The following is a 16255-nucleotide window of genomic DNA, read 5'->3' as shown; positions in this document are numbered from 1 at the left end:
GATGGTGCGGCAGGATTGCGGGAGACCCGTCGGTGAACATCCACACCCGACCGAGTCACGCAACGGCGCGCGACAGGAGCCAAGAAGTCATGCAGACCAAGCTGGACGCAGCCAAGGCCGAACTGCTCAAGAAGGCAGCCGCAGCCGCTGAGAACAGCCAGGTGGGGGGAGCGGCGCCGGGGGAGGGTCTGAGCAACGGCGCTCTGACCGCGTACCTGCACCACTACTACCTCCACACCGCGCCCGAGGACCTGGTCGACTCCGACCCGGTCGACGTCTACGGCGCGGCGGCCTCCCACTACCGGCTGGGCCTCAAGCGCCCGCAGGGCACCGCCGAGGTGCGGGTCCACACCCCCTCGGTGGAGGAGAACGGCTGGTCCTGCGGCCACACCGTGGTCGAGGTCGTCACCGACGACATGCCCTTCCTGGTCGACTCCGTCACCAACGAGCTGTCCCGCCAGGACCGCGCGATCCACCTCGTCATCCACCCCCAGCTGGTCGTCCGCCGTGACATCACCGGCAAGCTGCTGGAGATCCTGGACGTCGACGCCTGCTCCCGCAGCCAGGCCGCCGGCGCCGAGTGGCCCGCCGACGCGACCGTCGAGTCGTGGATGCACATCGAGATCGACCGCGAGACGGACCGCGAGGACCTGCGCTCCATCGAGACCAACCTGCGCCGGGTGCTCGGCGACGTCCGCGAGGTCGTCGAGGACTGGAGCAAGATGCGCGAGAGCGCGCTGCGCCTGGCCGACGAGCTCGCCGAGGAGCCCCCGGGCGGCCTGCCCGAGCAGGAGGTCGGCGAGGCCTGGGAGCTGATGCGCTGGCTCGCCGACGACCACTTCACCTTCCTCGGCTACCGCGAGTACGACCTCGTCGAGCACGAGGGCGAGGAGGTCCTGAAGGCCGTCGCCGGCACCGGTCTGGGCATCCTGCGCGCCGACCCGCACAGCCACGACGACCGGCACCACTCGGTCAGCGAGGCCTTCGGCCGGCTGTCCGCGCCGGTCCGCGCCAAGGCCCACGAGAAGAAGCTGCTCGTCCTCACCAAGGCCAACAGCCGCTCCACCGTGCACCGCCCGGCCTACCTGGACTACGTCGGCGTGAAGAAGTTCAACGCCGCCGGCGAGCCGATCGGCGAGCGCCGCTTCCTCGGCCTCTTCTCCTCCGCCGCGTACACCGAGTCCGTCACCCGGATCCCGGTCGTGCGCCGCAAGGTCCAGGAGGTGCTGGACGCCTCCGGCTTCTCCAGCGAGAGCCACGACGGCCGCGACCTGCTGCAGATCATGGAGACCTTCCCGCGGGACGAGATGTTCCAGACCGCGGCCTCCGAACTGCTCTCCATCGCGACCAGCGTGCTCTACCTGCAGGAACGCCGTAAGCTGCGCCTCTTCCTGCGCCAGGACGAGTACGGGCGCTACTTCTCCGCGTTCATCTACCTGCCGCGCGACCGCTACACCACCCGGATCCGGCTGCTGCTCACCGACATCCTCAAGGAGGAGCTGAACGGCGCCACCATCGACTACACGGTGTACGCCACCGAGTCGGTGCTGACCCGCCTGCACTTCGTGGTCCGGGTCGCCCCGGGCACCGAGCTGCCGCAGCTCACCGACACCGACATCGAGCGGATCGAGAACCGCCTGGCCGAGGCGGCCCGGTTCTGGATGGACGGCTTCCACGACCAGCTGCACCTCGAGCTGGGCGAGGAGCGGGCCGCCGAGCTCGGCCACAAGTACGCCAACGCCTTCCCCGACGGCTACCGCGCCGACTTCCCGCCGCGCACCGCCGTCTCCGACATCAAGCAGATCGAGGCGCTGCACGGCGACGGCGACTTCCGCCTCAACCTGTACCAGCCCGTGGGCGCCGGCGACGACGAGCGCCGCTTCAAGATCTACCGGGTCGGCGGCCCGATCTCGCTCACCGAGGTCCTGCCGGTGCTCCAGCGACTGGGCGTCGAGGTGCTTGACGAGCACCCGTACGCGCTGCGCCGCTCCGACGGCACCACCGCGTGGGTGTACGACTTCGGCCTGAAGCTGCGCGAGGCCACCGGGCTCACCGACGAGGCCCGCGAGCGCTTCCAGGAGACCTTCGCGGCCACCTGGACCGGCAAGGCCGAGAACGACGGCTTCAACGAGCTGGTCCTCACCGCCGGGCTGACCTGGCGGCAGGCGATGATGCTGCGCGCGTACGCCAAGTACCTGCGTCAGGCGGGCTCCACGTTCTCCCAGGACTACATGGAGGACGCGCTCCGCAACAACACCCACACCACCCGCCTGCTGGTCAACCTGTTCGAGGCCCGGCTGAGCCCGAGCCACCGTTCGGGCGCCCTGGAGCTGACCGAGGGCATCCTGGAGGAGCTGGCCGGCGCGCTCGACGAGGTCGTGTCGCTGGACGAGGACCGCATCCTGCGCTCCTTCCTGCACCTCATCACGGCCACCCTGCGGACCAACTTCTTCCAGCACGCCGCCTCCGGCGAGTGGCACTCCTACGTGTCGATGAAGTTCGACCCGAAGGCCATCCCGGACCTGCCGGCCCCGCGTCCGGCGTTCGAGATCTGGGTCTACTCGCCGCAGGTCGAGGGCGTGCACCTGCGCTTCGGCAAGGTCGCCCGCGGCGGTCTGCGCTGGTCCGACCGGCGCGAGGACTTCCGCACCGAGATCCTGGGCCTGGTCAAGGCGCAGATGGTCAAGAACACCGTCATCGTGCCGGTCGGCGCCAAGGGCGGCTTCGTCGCCAAGCAGCTGCCGGACCCGTCGGTGGACCGGGACGCCTGGCTGGCCGAGGGCATCTCCTCGTACAAGACGTTCATCTCCGCGCTGCTGGACATCACCGACAACCTGGTCGGCGGCGAGGTCGTCCACCCGGCCGACGTGGTCCGCCACGACGAGGACGACACCTACCTGGTCGTCGCCGCCGACAAGGGCACCGCGACCTTCTCCGACATCGCCAACGGCGTCGCCGAGTCCTACGGCTTCTGGCTGGGCGACGCGTTCGCCTCGGGCGGCTCGGCCGGCTACGACCACAAGGGCATGGGCATCACCGCCCGCGGCGCCTGGGAGTCGGTGAAGCGCAACTTCCGCGAGCTCGGCGTCGACACCCAGACCGAGGACTTCACCGTCATCGGCATCGGCGACATGTCCGGCGACGTCTTCGGCAACGGCATGCTGCTCAGCGAGCACATCCGGCTGGTCGCCGCCTTCGACCACCGCCACATCTTCATCGACCCGAACCCGGACGCGGCCGCCTCCTACGCCGAGCGCCGCCGCCTCTTCGAGCTGCCCCGCAGCTCCTGGGACGACTACGAGAAGTCGCTGATCTCGGCCGGTGGCGGGGTCTTCCCGCGCAGCGCCAAGTCGATCCAGCTCAGCGCGCAGGCCAGGGCCGCCCTCGGCGTCGACGTCACCCGGCTCACCCCGGCCGAGCTGATGAAGGCGATCCTGCAGGCGCCGGTCGACCTGTTCTGGAACGGCGGCATCGGCACCTACGTCAAGGCCTCCACCGAGACCAACGCCGAGGTCGGCGACAAGGCCAACGACGCCATCCGCGTCAACGGCGACCAGGTCCGGGCCCGGGTCATCGGCGAGGGCGGCAACCTCGGCTGCACCCAGCTCGGCCGCATCGAGTACGCCGCGGTGGGCGGCCCGGAGAGCACCGGCGGCTGGATCAACACCGACGCCATCGACAACTCGGCCGGCGTGGACACCTCGGACCACGAGGTCAACATCAAGATCCTGCTCAACCAGGTCGTCGCCGAGGGCGACATGACGGTCAAGCAGCGCAACACCCTCCTCGCCGAGATGACCGACGAGGTCGGCCACCTGGTGCTGCGCAACAACTACGCGCAGAACGTGGTGCTGGCCAACGCCGTCGCCCAGGCGCACAGCATGGTCAACGTCCACTCCCGGATGATCAACCGCCTGGAGTCGGCCGGCCAGCTCGACCGGGGCCTGGAGTTCCTGCCCACCGAGCGCCAGATCAAGGAGCGGCAGCAGAACGGCCGCGGGCTCTCCCAGCCCGAGATGTCCGTCCTGCTCGCGTACACCAAGATCACGCTGGCCGACGAGCTGCTCGCCACCGACCTGCCCGACGACCCGTACTTCCGCACCGCGCTGCACGACTACTTCCCGAGCGCGCTGCGGGCCCGGTTCCCCGAGGCGATCGACAACCACGCGCTGCGCCGCGAGATCATCACCACCCTGATCGTCAACGACACGATCAACCGCGGTGGCTGCACCTTCGCCTTCCGGCTGAAGGAGGAGACCGGCGCGACCTACGAGGAGATCGCCCGCACCCACACCGCCGCCCGGGCCGTCTTCGGCCTGGAGGAGATCTGGGGCGAGATCGAGGGCCTGGACAACAAGGTCCCGGCCCGCGGCCAGACCAAGATGCGGCTGCACTCGCGGCGCCTGGTCGAGCGCGCCACCCGGTGGATGCTCAACAACCGCCGCCAGCCGCTCGACATCGCCGGCACCATCGAGTTCTTCCACGACCGGGTCAACCAGGTCTGGGGCTCGCTGCCCAAGCCGCTGCGCGGCGAGGACCTGGCCTGGTTCGAGTCCGTCTACGAGGAGCTCGCCGCGGCCGGCGTGCCGGAGGAGCTGGCGACCCGGGTCGCCGGGCTGTCCTCGACCTTCCCGACCCTGGACATCACCGAGGTCGCGGACCGTTCCGGCAAGGACGTCGCGGACGTCGCCGAGCTCTACTACGACCTCGCCGACCGCCTGCAGATCACCCACCTGCTGGACCGCATCATCGAGCTGCCCCGGACCGACCGCTGGTCGTCGATGGCCCGGGCCGCGATCCGCGAGGACCTCTTCGCGGCGCACGCGGCGCTGACCGCCGACATCCTGGCCTGCGGCCCGGAGGGCGCCACCCCGGAGGAGCGCTACACCGCCTGGGCGGAACTCAACAGCACGCTGCTGAACCGCGCCAAGAGCACCCTCGACGACATAAGGGGTTCGGACAACTACGAGCTGTCCAGCCTCTCGGTCGCGATGCGCGTCATCCGCACCCTGCTGCGCACCGGTTCGATGCGCTGACGGACGGCTGAACCGGCGGGGCCCGCGTCTTCGGACGCGGGCCCCGCCGGCTTTGTGGCACCGGGCCCCGCAGCTCCCCGCGCCCCGCCCCCCGCCGGTTCGTTCGTACCCGGCTTCGGCTACGGTGGCCCGCGGGAACGAGGGGGATGATCACTGTGGGGAAGTCGCGCACCGCACGCACGGCCGGGGCGGTCCTGGCGGCGGCACTGGTGGCCGGCGGGGCGGCCGCCTGCGAGGACGGCGCCCGGAGCGCCGGCTCCGCGCCCGCCACCGCCGCGAGCACCCCGCCGGAGGCCTTCGGCACCGGCGGCTACCGGGGCCTCAGGCTGGAGATGAGCAAGGACGAGGCGCTGGCCACCGGCGCGCTGGAGCAGGCCCCGGTCTCGCTGCTCAACGGGTGCACCGACTTCGCGTACAAGGGCGGACCGGCCCCGGACCCGGAGCGGATGGCGGCCGAGACGGACGCCCGCGCCAAGTCCGACGCCTACGTCGCCAAGCTGGACGAGGTCCTGGCGAAGCTGAAGACCCACGAGACGCTGCCGCCCGGCTCCTCGCCGCAGCAGATGATGGAGTACTACAAGCGGGAGAAGGTGCGGCTGGACCAGAACGCCGCCGACCAGGCGGAGCTGGACCGGCTCTCCAAGGACGCCAAGGCGCTCGAGACGGCCATCAGGACCCACGACCAGGCCTTCCTCACCACCGGCCGGGTCGGCTTCGGGACGAAGGGCCTGCGCGAACTCGTCGCCCCGGCCGGCGCCCGGACCGCCGACGGCGTCGGCGCGGGCTCGACGGAGGAGGAGCTCAAGCGGGCCTACGACGGCAAGGGCCTCAAGCCGGGCAAGGACGGCAAGTACGAGCTGCCGGCCGAGGGCGTGCGCAGCGGCGAGGGCTGGGTGTACGAGTTCACCATGGACGGCGCCAAGGTCACCGGCCTCGCCCTGGTCAAGCGCGGCACCTACTGCTCCTGACAACCGCACCGGGCCGCACCCGCCCCTGCCGGGCCGCACCCGACCGGGTGCGGCCCGGAACCTCCTAGCGGGCGGCGGCGCGCTGGAGGGCGCTGGCCAGCAGCGCGAGGTCGGTGGGGCCGTTGCCGAGCTCGCGGACCGGGCGGCGGGCCGGCGGGGCACCGAGCTGCAGCGGGTCGATGGCGACGACGGTGGGCCGCAGCGTGGCGGTGCGCGGGATGCGGCCGCTGATCCGGGCGGTCTGGAAGGCGGTGACGCCGCCGTCCGGGAGGCGCAGGTAGCCGCGGCCCGGGGTGTCCTCGGGGAGGCCGGCGGCGTCCCCGAGGTGGATCAGCAGGTCGGAGTCGGCCGGGTCCTCGGTGCGCAGGGCGATCCGGAGCAGGGCCGCCTCGTCGACCTCGGTGCCGGCGCTCTCCTCCGGCCGGCCGGTGGCCACCGCGAGGTGGACGCCGAGCGGGCCGCCGCGGCGGGCGACGGCGGCGAGGGCCCGGGCCAGCGGGCGGCCCGCCGGCGAGGTGGGGGAGAGCAGGGCCTCGTAGTCGTCGACGACGACGACCAGCCGGGCGGGGACGGCACCCGAGGGGGCGGTCGCGGGCCGCGGGCCGTCGGGGCTGCGCGGCTGGACGATGCGCGGCGGGGCCGGGGCGGGGGCGCCCACGGTGGCGGGCACCGGGACGGCGTTCACGCCCGCGGCGAGGTCCGGCCGGCCGTCCAGGATCCGGGCGGCGTGCCAGGAGGCGAAGTCGAGGCCGTCGAACAGCCGCTCGCGCAGGGCGAGTTCGTCCTCCAGGGCCTCCGCGGCGAGCAGCGCGGCCCGCGGGTCGGTGGCGGCGTTGACCCGGCCGGTGACGTGCGGCAGCTCGGTGCAGCCGTCCAGGCCGTCCTCGGTGGCCCGGCCCTCGATGAGGGTGACGGCGAGGCGCTCCGGGCGTTCGGAGACGGCGAGCGAGGCGACCAGGGTGCGCAGCAGCTCGGTCTTGCCGGAGCCGCGGGCGCCGCCGATCAGCAGGTGCGGGCCGCCCGGGTCGGGGGAGGGCAGGGCGAGCTCCGGGTCGGCCAGGTCGAGGGTGCAGAGCTCGTCCCGGGTGGTGCCGAGCAGCGCGGTGGCTGCGCCGATGCCGCCGGCGTGCGCGGCCCAGCGGGCGGAGAGCTTGGCCGGGGTGACGGTGTCGAGCTGGAGCAGGTCGAGCAGTCGCAGCGCGTCGGGCAGCGGGCCGCGGGCGGCCGGGGCGGCCTCCCTCAGCGGGGCGAGCAGGCGGGCGAGCCGCTCGGCCCAGGCGTCGGAGACGGCGTCCAGCGAGACCTCGTGCAGGGTCTCCCGGCCGCGGGCGACCGGACGGTCCAGCGAGAGGTGGGTGCCGACCTCGCCGGTGACGAGGGCGGTGGCGCCGAGGCCGCGGGGGAGCAGTTCGGGCTGTTCCGCGAGGCAGACCGGGAAGATGCCGACGGCCGGGCCCTGGCGCAGCAGCAGGTCGAGCGCCTGCCGGGCGTGCTCGGTGGCCGGGCGGCCGTCGACCACGACGACGGTGGCGGGGTGGCCGCCGAGGCCGATCGGGCCGTTGAGCCGGGCGGTGAGTTCGTCGAGCCGGGCCGTCGCCTGCTCGTCGTCGAGGCCGAGCAGCAGGCGGCAGTCCTGGCCGTCCGCCGGCCGCAGGTGCGGCAGCCACAGGGCCCAGGCCCAGGTGTCGGCGCGTTCCTCGGGGGTGCGCGCCGGGTCGGCGTCGACGACGACGAGGCTGAGGCCGGTGGGCGGGTGCAGGGCGACGAGCTGGGCGACGACGGCGCGGGTGAGCGCGTCGAGGCGCGCGCGAGGGCCGCTGAGCCCGAGGCTGCCGGCGGTCTGCAGGTCGAGGGTGACCGGGACGGCGGGCAGTGTCGCGCCGGGCGCGGTGCCGGGGCCGCCGGTGGGGCCGCCCCCGGCCGGGGGGAGGGGGCGGTCGGCGGTGCCCAGGCGCAGGGTGAGCGCGTCGGGGTGGCCGGGGCCGCGCTCCCAGAGCCGCGGGCCGGGGCCGACGGCGTTGAGCAGCAGGGTGGCGAGGTCCGGCCAGCGCTCGCGCTGGGCGGCGGCCTGGCGGAGCCGGACGGCGGTGTGGTGGCGTTCGGCGCTCTCCTGGCCGGGCGGTTCGGCGGTGCGGCCGAGCCGCAGCGAGAGCAGGCCGCGGCCGCGGCCCGGGGCGGGTTCGGGGGCGGCGGGCGGCTCGGCCGGGGGCGGCGCGGGCCGGGCCGGGCCGGGGGCGGCGAGCTGGAGGTGGCCGTGGCCGTCGGGTACGGCGGCGCGGCCGCTGCCGGGGGCGTCGGTGCGGTCGGGGGTGGTCACCTGCAGGGTCGACTCGCCGATCCGCAGCAGGCCGCCGGGCTCCAGGGGGACGGCCTCCTCGGTGCCGCCGGGCGGCACGATCCGGCCGTCCAGGGTGGTGCCGTTGGTGGAGCCGAGGTCCCGGACGGTGATCCGGCCGTCGTCGGCGAGGTGCAGGGCCAGGTGCAGCCGGGAGACGTCGGGGTCGTCGAGCGGGACGTCGGCCTCGCCGGAGCGGCCGATCCGGATCTCGCGGCCGTGCAGCCGGTGCACGCCGCCGGCGTCCGGGCCGCCGACGACGCGCAGTTCGGCGACGGCGGGGGTGTCGTCGGGCTCGTCGGCGGTGGGGTCGGGCTCGTTGAGGCTGAGGACGGCGCCGTCGAGCAGCGGGGGGTGGCCGAGCAGGGTGTGCTCGTCCACCCGGTGCGCCCCGGCGTACAGGTGCACATGGGTGGCGGCCCGGGGCCCGCGCACGCCGACGGCGCCCGCGAGCGCGCCCGCGAGGGCGCCGAGCGCGGTGCCGACGGGCGCGGTGACCAGCACGTCCACGTAGGGGATGGCGGAGCCGGCGGCGGTCGGGCCGCTGCGCGGTCGGAGGACGGTCAGCCGGATCTGCATCTCGCCCGCGGGTCCCTTCTGCTGGTGTGGAGCCCGTCCGGTGGCGTCGCGGACGCGCGGGGCGGTCGCGGCGACCCTTTGGGCCACACGAGTGGCGAGTGTCCATCCTGCCATCCGTCACGGACAGTCCGCGCACGGTACCGGATTTGACGATCTTGCGATCACCGCCATGGTGGAGGCGACGGAGGGTCAGGTCAACCGGTGCCGGGACGACCCCGTCGACGGGCCCGCCGACCGGCTCCGGACGGTCCCCTAGGGGATGTCCCCCACCACCTCCTGGATGGCCTGCCGGTTGCCTCTGAAACCCGAACGGACACGGTTAGAGTGGCCGCAGACACGGGCCCGGCAGGCTCACCGCACCGGCGGAGGAGCGCCCCGCGCGGGCGGCACGGCGAGGAGTGCGACAGGTGCGGCCAGTCGGCAGCAAGTATCTGCTTGAGGAGACCCTCGGACGGGGTGCCACCGGCACGGTCTGGCGCGGCCGGGTGCGCCCCGACGTCCAGGTGCCGGGCAGCGAGCCGGGGCAGCTGGTGGCCATCAAGGTACTGCGCGAGGAGCTGGCGGCCGACCCGGACGTCGTGATGCGCTTCCTGCGCGAGCGCTCGCTGCTGCTGCGGCTGACCCACCCCAACATCGTCCGGGTCCGCGACCTGGTCGTCGAGGGCGAGCTGCTGGCCCTGGTGATGGACCTCGTCGACGGCCCCGACCTGGCCCGTTACCTGCGCGCCAACGGCCCGTTCAGCCCGATCGCCGGCGCCCTGCTGATGGCCCAGGTCGCGGACGCGCTGGCGGCCAGCCACGCGGACGGGATCGTCCACCGCGACCTCAAGCCGGCCAACGTCCTGCTCTCCTCGCTGCTGGTCGAGGGCACCGAGCAGATGCACCCGATGCTCACCGACTTCGGCATCGCCCGGCTCGCCGACTCCCCGGGCATCACCCGCACCCACGAGTTCGTCGGCACCCCCGCCTACGTCGCCCCGGAGTCCGCCGAGGGCCGGCCGCAGACCTCGGCGGTGGACGTCTACGGCGCCGGGATCATGCTGTACGAGCTGGTCACCGGCCGGCAGCCGTTCCAGGGCGACGGCGCGCTCGCCGTCCTGCAGGCCCACCTGGCGCAGGAGCCGCAGCGGCCCAGCACCATGCCCGAGCCGCTGTGGACGGTCATCGAGCGCTGCCTGCGCAAGGACCCGGCGCAGCGCCCGGGCGCCACCTCGCTGGCCCGCGCGCTGCGCGTGGTGGCGGCCGGGGTCGGGGTGCACGCCTCGCCGGCCGCGGTGGACGAGGCGCTCGCGGTCGGCGCGCTGCTGGTGCCCGACCCGCGGCCGGCCGCCGTCCCCGGCAGCGCCCCGGTCGTCCCGGACCTGGCGCCGCCCTTCCCGGAGGCGCCGCCGGCGGGCCAGGGCGGTTCGCACTACGACCCGGCCGCGGCGACCCGGGTGATGAGCACCCAGCCGCCGGCCGCGCCGCCGTACGGGGCGGCCGACCGCACCCAGGTGATGCCGCCCACGGCCGTGCCGCCGCCCCCGCCCGGCGCGCCGAAGGAGGAGGCGCCGCACCCCTGGCAGACCCAGCTGCAGGCGGCCCGGGACCGCAACCAGCAGACCCAGGTCGGCTACTTCGGCCCCGAGGACTTCGAGGACCCGCAGGTCGCCCCGCCGCCGTTCCAGGCCGGACAGGGCGGCCGGCCGGGCCAGGGCTACCAGCCGCAGCCGCCGGCCGGCTACCGGCAGGACCCGCGGCACCAGGCCCCGCCGCCCGGGTACGCCCAGCGCCCGCCGGTGGCCCCGCCGCCGTACCAGGCCGGCCAGGGGGGCTACGGCGGTCAGGGCGGCCAGGGCGGTTACGGCGGCCAGGCCGGTCCGGGCGGTTACGGAGGCCCGTCGCAGCAGGGCGGCCGCCCGCAGCCTCCCGGCGGCTACCGGCAGGCCCCGGCCGGGTACGGCCAGTCGCAGCCGCAGGGCGGCTACCCGCCGCCGCCCCCGCCGGCCCCGGTGCCGCGCCGGGCCGAGCCGCCGGCGCCGCAGCACCGGGAGCCCCCGCAGCGCCGCGAGGAGCCGCGCGAGCAGCCCCGCCGCGAGCCCGCCCCGCCGCGCGAGCGGCGCCCGCGCAGCCGCAACCGGATGTACATCCCGGGGCTCGGCTGCCTCAAGGGCTGCCTGGTGGTGCTGCTGGTGCTGTTCGTGGCCGGGCTGGCGCTGTGGAACTTCACGCCGCTGCCGCACTACTGGGACAACGTCCAGAACTGGTTCACCACGGTGCGGGACTGGGCGGACGCGCTGTTCGGCAGCTCGAAGAACTGACGCCGGGACGGTTCCGTCCCGCGGGGCCGTCCGGACGCGACACCGTGCCCGGACGGCAGGATTGACGCTTTGTCGACAATTTTCGAGATTTCTCGCCCGGGACTGCCCGTCCGGGGCCCTCAGGCGGCCCGCACGGGGGGTCGGGGCGCGTAGGTTGGTCGCTGTTGTCCCGCCCCACCGAGCGCACCGGGCCCCCCGGAGCGCTCCCGCGCCGCCCACGGAGCAGCATTGGCACGCAAGATCGGCAGCCGGTACACCGTCCACCAGGTCATCGGCCGGGGTTCGGCCGGGACGGTCTGGCTCGGTGAGGGGCCCGACGGCCCGGTCGCGGTCAAGCTGCTGCGCGAGGACCTGGCCGCCGACCAGGTGCTGGTCGGCCGCTTCGTCCAGGAGCGCGCCGCGCTGACCAGCCTCGACCACCCCCGGGTGGTCGGCGTGCGCGACATGGTCGTGGACGGCAGCGACCTCGCCCTGGTGATGGAGCTGGTCCAGGGCACCGACCTGCGCTCCCGGCTCGAGCGAGACGGCGCCCTGCCCCCGCAGACCGCCGCCTCGATCATCGCGGACGTCGCCGACGGCCTGGCCGCCGCGCACGCGGCCGGCATCGTCCACCGCGACGTCAAGCCCGAGAACGTCCTGCTCGACCTCGCCGCCGCCCCCGGTCCGGGCGCCGCCCCGCGCGCCAAGCTCACCGACTTCGGCGTCGCCCGCCTGGTCGACGCCCCCCGCCGCACCCGGGCCACCCGGATCATCGGCACCCCCGACTACCTGGCGCCCGAGATCATCGAGGGCCTGGAACCGCGCGCCGCCGTCGACATCTACGCCCTCGCCACCGTGCTCTACGAGCTGCTGGCCGGATCCACCCCCTTCGGCGGCGGGCACACCGGCGCGGTGCTGCGCCGGCACGTCACCGAACAGGTGCCGCCGATCCCCGGCCTGCCGGACGGCCTGTGGCGGATCATCTCCGAGTGCCTGGCCAAGGCCCCGGCCTCGCGGCTGCGCGCCGCCGAGCTGGCCGCCCGGCTGCGCGAGCAGCTGCCCTCGCTGGCCGGCCTGCCGGTGCTGGCGGTGCCCTCCCAGGGCCGGGCCCCGGCCGAGGAGGCGCTCACGCCGGGCGAGGCCGTCTACGCCGAGGTGGACGCCGGCCCGGGCACCCACAAGCGCCGCCGCGGCCCGGCCGTCCCGCTGGTGCCCGGCACCGCCCCCGACTCGACCCGGGACACCCACACCAGCCTGCGCCGCCCGTCCGCGGACGAACTGGCCGCGTACGCCGCCGAGTCCCGCGCCCAGCGCACCGCCCCGGGCGCCGGGCAGCGCCGGGACCGGCAGGCGCTGCTGCGCCGCCGCCGGATGCTGGCCGTGCTGCTGGCCACCGTGCTGCTGCTGGCGGGCGCCGCGGCGGCCTGGACGGCCTTCGCCGACACCGGCCCGGGCGCCCCCCGCCCGGCCCGTCCGGCGGTGCACAGCACGGCTCCGCGGGCGCCGTAGCGGCTGCCGGGGCCGGTGCGGGAGGGCCGGAGGACCCCGGTGTCGTCATGACCACCCCCGGAACCATTACGCTGGGGGCGTGGCAGCCGTCGATCCTTCCGAAGAGCTCAAGAACCTCGAGACGACCCTGGGGTCGATCGAGGCCGTCCTCGACCTGGACAAGATCCGGGCCGACATCGCGGTCCTGGAGGAGGAGGCGGCGGCCCCCAACCTGTGGGACGACGTCGCGTCCGCGCAGAAGGTGACCAGTCGGCTCTCCTTCCTCCAGGGCGAACTGCGCCGGGTCGAGGGCCTGCGCAGCCGGGTCGACGACCTGGGCGTGCTGTTCGAGCTCGCCGAGGCCGAGGACGACGCGGACACCCGCACCGAGGCCGAGGCCGAGCTCGTCGCGCTCCAGAAGGCCGTCGAGGAGCTGGAGGTCCGCACCCTCCTGTCCGGCGAGTACGACGCCCGCGAGGCGCTGATCAACATCCGTGCCGAGGCCGGTGGCGTGGACGCCGCCGACTTCGCCGAGCAGCTGATGCGCATGTACCTGCGCTGGGCCGAGCGGCACGGGTACCCGACCGAGGTATACGACACCTCGTACGCCGAGGAGGCCGGCATCAAGTCGGCGACCTTCACCGTGAAGGCGCCGTACGCGTACGGCACGCTCTCCGTCGAGCAGGGCACCCACCGCCTGGTCCGCATCTCGCCGTTCGACAACCAGGGCCGCCGGCAGACCTCCTTCGCGGGTGTCGAGGTGCTCCCGGTCGTCGAGCAGTCCGACCACGTCGACATCGACGAGGGCGAGCTGCGGGTGGACGTCTACCGCGCGTCCGGCCCCGGCGGCCAGGGCGTCAACACCACCGACTCGGCGGTGCGCATCACGCACCTGCCGACCGGCATCGTGGTGTCCTGCCAGAACGAGCGCTCGCAGATCCAGAACAAGGCGTCCGCGATGAACGTCCTCCAGGCCAAGCTGCTCGAGCGGCGCCGCCAGGAGGAGAAGGCGGCGATGGACGCGCTCAAGGACAGCGGCAGCTCCTGGGGCAACCAGATGCGCTCCTACGTGCTGCACCCGTACCAGATGGTCAAGGACGTCCGGACGGCGTTCGAGGCCGGCAACCCGCAGGCCGTGCTGGACGGCGACATCGACGGCTTCATCGAGGCCGGCATCCGGTGGCGCAAGCAGCGCGAGACCGCCGCGGAGTAACCGCGCGAGGCAGTGACGAAAGGGCCCCCGACCGAGGTCGGGGGCCCTTTCGTCGTCTCCTCGTCGTCCCGTTCGGGATCAGGCCAGCGCCTGCCGCGCGATCAGCGCCACCGCGAGCAGACCGGCCAGCAGGGCCAGCAGCATCGCGGGGGAGAGCGCGGCGAAGGGCCCCTGCTGCTCCTGCAGCCGGGCCCGGTTGGCGCGGCAGACCGGGCAACGCCCGTCGCTCACGCGGCCGTTGCAGTTGGCGCACACCAGATGGTCGCAGGTCATGCGATCTCCTCCTCGCTGCTACAGCCAACGCACCGGACCGGGCTTTGGTTCCTCTTCTTGCCCTGTGCGGGGGAGCGGCCGGTCGCGGCCGCCACCTCCACTCTGCCAGGTTCTGCCCGTTCCGGCTCCCGGGCTGTGAGATGCCTCGCAATTTTCGGGGCATAACCGGACATTGTCCCCCAGATTCCAGGTGCTGTCCCGTCCAGGCACTGCGAGCCCGCCGCCGCTTCGCGTATGGTCCCAGACCGGGAGCGGCCCTGTCCGCCCCCTCCGCCCGCCCCCGGGCCGGGCGCCCGGGGTGGACCGACCGAGGACTGGCGCCGCCTAGGATGGCCTCCGTGATGCAGCCGTGATCAGATTCGACAACGTCTCCAAGACCTATCCCAAGCAGAACCGTCCCGCCCTGGACAACGTCTCGCTGGAGATCGAGAAGGGCGAGTTCGTCTTCCTGGTCGGCTCGTCCGGCTCGGGCAAGTCCACCTTCCTGCGCCTGTGTCTGCGCGAGGAGCGCCCCTCCACGGGCGAGGTGCACGTGCTGGGCAAGGACCTCGGCAAGCTGTCCAACTGGAAGGTGCCGCACATGCGCCGCCAGCTGGGCACCGTGTTCCAGGACTTCCGCCTGCTGCCGAACAAGACGGTCGCGCAGAACGTCGCCTTCGCGCTGGAGGTGATCGGCAAGCCCAAGAGCGCCATCAACAAGGTGGTGCCCGAGGTGCTGGAGCTGGTCGGCCTCGGCGGCAAGGAGGACCGCATGCCGGGCGAGCTCTCCGGTGGTGAGCAGCAGCGCGTCGCGATCGCCCGCGCCTTCGTGAACCGCCCGATGCTGCTGATCGCGGACGAGCCCACCGGCAACCTCGACCCGCAGAACTCGGTCGGCATCATGAAGCTGCTCGACCGCATCAACCGCACCGGGACCACGGTGCTCATGGCGACCCACGACCAGGCCATCGTCGACCAGATGCGCAAGCGCGTCATCGAGCTCGACAAGGGGCTGCTCGTCCGCGACCAGGCCCGCGGCGTCTACGGGTACCAGCACTGACCGACCGGCGCTGAACCCGTGGGCCCGTCCGCCCGCGTCGCCAGACCAGCAGTACCGACCCTGGAGTGTTTCCCGCATGCGTGCCCAGTTCGTCCTGTCGGAGATCGGTGTGGGTCTCCGCCGCAACCTGACGATGACCATCGCGGTCGTGGTCAGTGTCGCGCTCTCCCTCGCCCTCGCCGGTTCCTCGCTCCTGGTCCGCGACCAGGTGAACTCCATGAAGGGGTACTGGTACGACAAGGTCGAGGTGAGCATCTACTTCTGCACCAAGTCGGACGCCCGCAACTCGCCCCAGTGCGACAAGGGTGCGGCGACCGACCAGCAGGTGCAGGACATCAAGGCCCAGCTGGACAAGATGGACTCGGTCGTCCAGTCCTCGACGTTCGAGAGCTCGGCCGAGGCGTACAAGCACTGGAAGGAGATGAACCCGGACAACCCGCTCATCTCCGTCCTGGGCCCGGACGCCATGCCGCAGTCCTGGCGGGTCAAGCTCAACGACCCGACCAAGTACGACGTCATCCAGAGCGCCTTCGCGGGCAAGCCCGGCGTCAAGTCGGTCGAGGACCAGCGGAAGATCCTGGAGAACCTGTTCGGCCTGCTCAACGGCCTGCAGACGGCGGCCTTCGTGATCATGGTGCTGATGCTGTTCGTCGCCCTGCTGCTGATCGTGAACACCGTCCGGGTCTCGGCGTACAGCAGGCGGCGCGAGACCGGCATCATGCGCCTGGTCGGTGCCTCGAACTTCTACGTCCAGATGCCGTTCATCGCCGAGGCCGCGTTCTCCGCGCTGCTCGGTGCGGTGATGGCCTCCGGACTGCTGGTCGGCGGGCACTTCTTCGTCCAGGGCTGGCTGGCCGACCGGGTGCAGTTCATCCACTTCATCGGCCTCGGCTCGGTGCTCGCGGTGATACCGCTGCTGGTCGTGGTCGGTATGGGCATGGCCGGTGTGGCGGCGTTCTTCACGCTCCGCAAGTACCTCAAGGTCTGACCCCGAGGGCCCCGGCGGCCCCGGACGGCACTGCGCCGTCCGGGGCCGTCGGCCGTT

General features: G+C 73.5%; 9 protein-coding genes. 7 read left to right on the top strand and 2 right to left on the bottom strand.

What is annotated here, in order from left to right; all coding sequences use genetic code 11:
• The first annotated feature begins 89 nt into the window (after positions 1 to 89).
• Together ACIRS1_RS18345 and ACIRS1_RS18340 are read left to right on the top strand one after the other, a co-directional pair.
• Entirely contained in the window at positions 90 to 5036 is a 4947-nt protein-coding gene (locus tag ACIRS1_RS18345; RefSeq protein WP_402840752.1) for an NAD-glutamate dehydrogenase, read from the top strand.
• Between the two features lie 146 nt (positions 5037 to 5182).
• Positions 5183 to 6004 (top strand): hypothetical protein, encoded by an 822-nt coding sequence (locus tag ACIRS1_RS18340; protein ID WP_402840749.1) that lies wholly within the window; start codon positions 5183 to 5185, stop codon positions 6002 to 6004.
• 64 nt (positions 6005 to 6068) lie between these two features.
• On the opposite strand, the gene ACIRS1_RS18335 is transcribed toward ACIRS1_RS18340, so the two are convergent.
• The gene (locus tag ACIRS1_RS18335; protein ID WP_402840746.1) at positions 6069 to 8918 is read right to left on the bottom strand and encodes an FtsK/SpoIIIE domain-containing protein; all 2850 of its coding nucleotides are present in this window, start codon (positions 8916 to 8918) and stop codon (positions 6069 to 6071) included.
• 407 nt (positions 8919 to 9325) lie between these two features.
• Here ACIRS1_RS18335 and ACIRS1_RS18330 point away from each other — a divergent pair, with 407 nt between their 5' ends.
• The 3 genes from ACIRS1_RS18330 to prfB all read left to right on the top strand — a co-directional run bounded on the left by ACIRS1_RS18330 (position 9326) and on the right by prfB (position 13898).
• Positions 9326 to 11218, top strand: coding sequence for a serine/threonine-protein kinase (locus ACIRS1_RS18330; RefSeq protein WP_402840743.1), 1893 nt, complete (start codon positions 9326 to 9328; stop codon positions 11216 to 11218).
• Positions 11219 to 11446: 228 nt separating this feature from the next.
• The gene (locus tag ACIRS1_RS18325; RefSeq protein WP_360218071.1) at positions 11447 to 12706 is read left to right on the top strand and encodes a serine/threonine-protein kinase; all 1260 of its coding nucleotides are present in this window, start codon (positions 11447 to 11449) and stop codon (positions 12704 to 12706) included.
• Between the two features lie 79 nt (positions 12707 to 12785).
• Positions 12786 to 13898, top strand: a complete 1113-nt coding sequence (gene prfB, locus ACIRS1_RS18320; RefSeq protein ID WP_360218068.1) for a peptide chain release factor 2 — start codon at positions 12786 to 12788, stop codon at positions 13896 to 13898.
• Positions 13899 to 13976: 78 nt separating this feature from the next.
• On the opposite strand, the gene ACIRS1_RS18315 is transcribed toward prfB, so the two are convergent.
• Positions 13977 to 14171, bottom strand: coding sequence for a hypothetical protein (locus ACIRS1_RS18315; RefSeq protein ID WP_030059729.1), 195 nt, complete (start codon positions 14169 to 14171; stop codon positions 13977 to 13979).
• Positions 14172 to 14520: 349 nt separating this feature from the next.
• Here ACIRS1_RS18315 and ftsE point away from each other — a divergent pair, with 349 nt between their 5' ends.
• Complete coding sequence (gene ftsE / locus ACIRS1_RS18310) at positions 14521 to 15210, top strand: cell division ATP-binding protein FtsE (protein ID WP_063349173.1); 690 nt, start codon at positions 14521 to 14523, stop codon at positions 15208 to 15210.
• 76 nt (positions 15211 to 15286) lie between these two features.
• Positions 15287 to 16198 carry a permease-like cell division protein FtsX gene (gene ftsX, locus ACIRS1_RS18305; RefSeq protein WP_360218064.1) on the top strand — a complete coding sequence of 304 codons (912 nt, stop codon included), beginning with the start codon at positions 15287 to 15289 and terminating at the stop codon, positions 16196 to 16198.
• Positions 16199 to 16255: the final 57 nt, after the last annotated feature.

The organism is Kitasatospora sp. NPDC101176 (assembly GCF_044768035.1).
Lineage (GTDB): Bacteria > Actinomycetota > Actinomycetes > Streptomycetales > Streptomycetaceae > Kitasatospora.
This window is presented reverse-complemented; position numbering and strand designations above follow the sequence as displayed.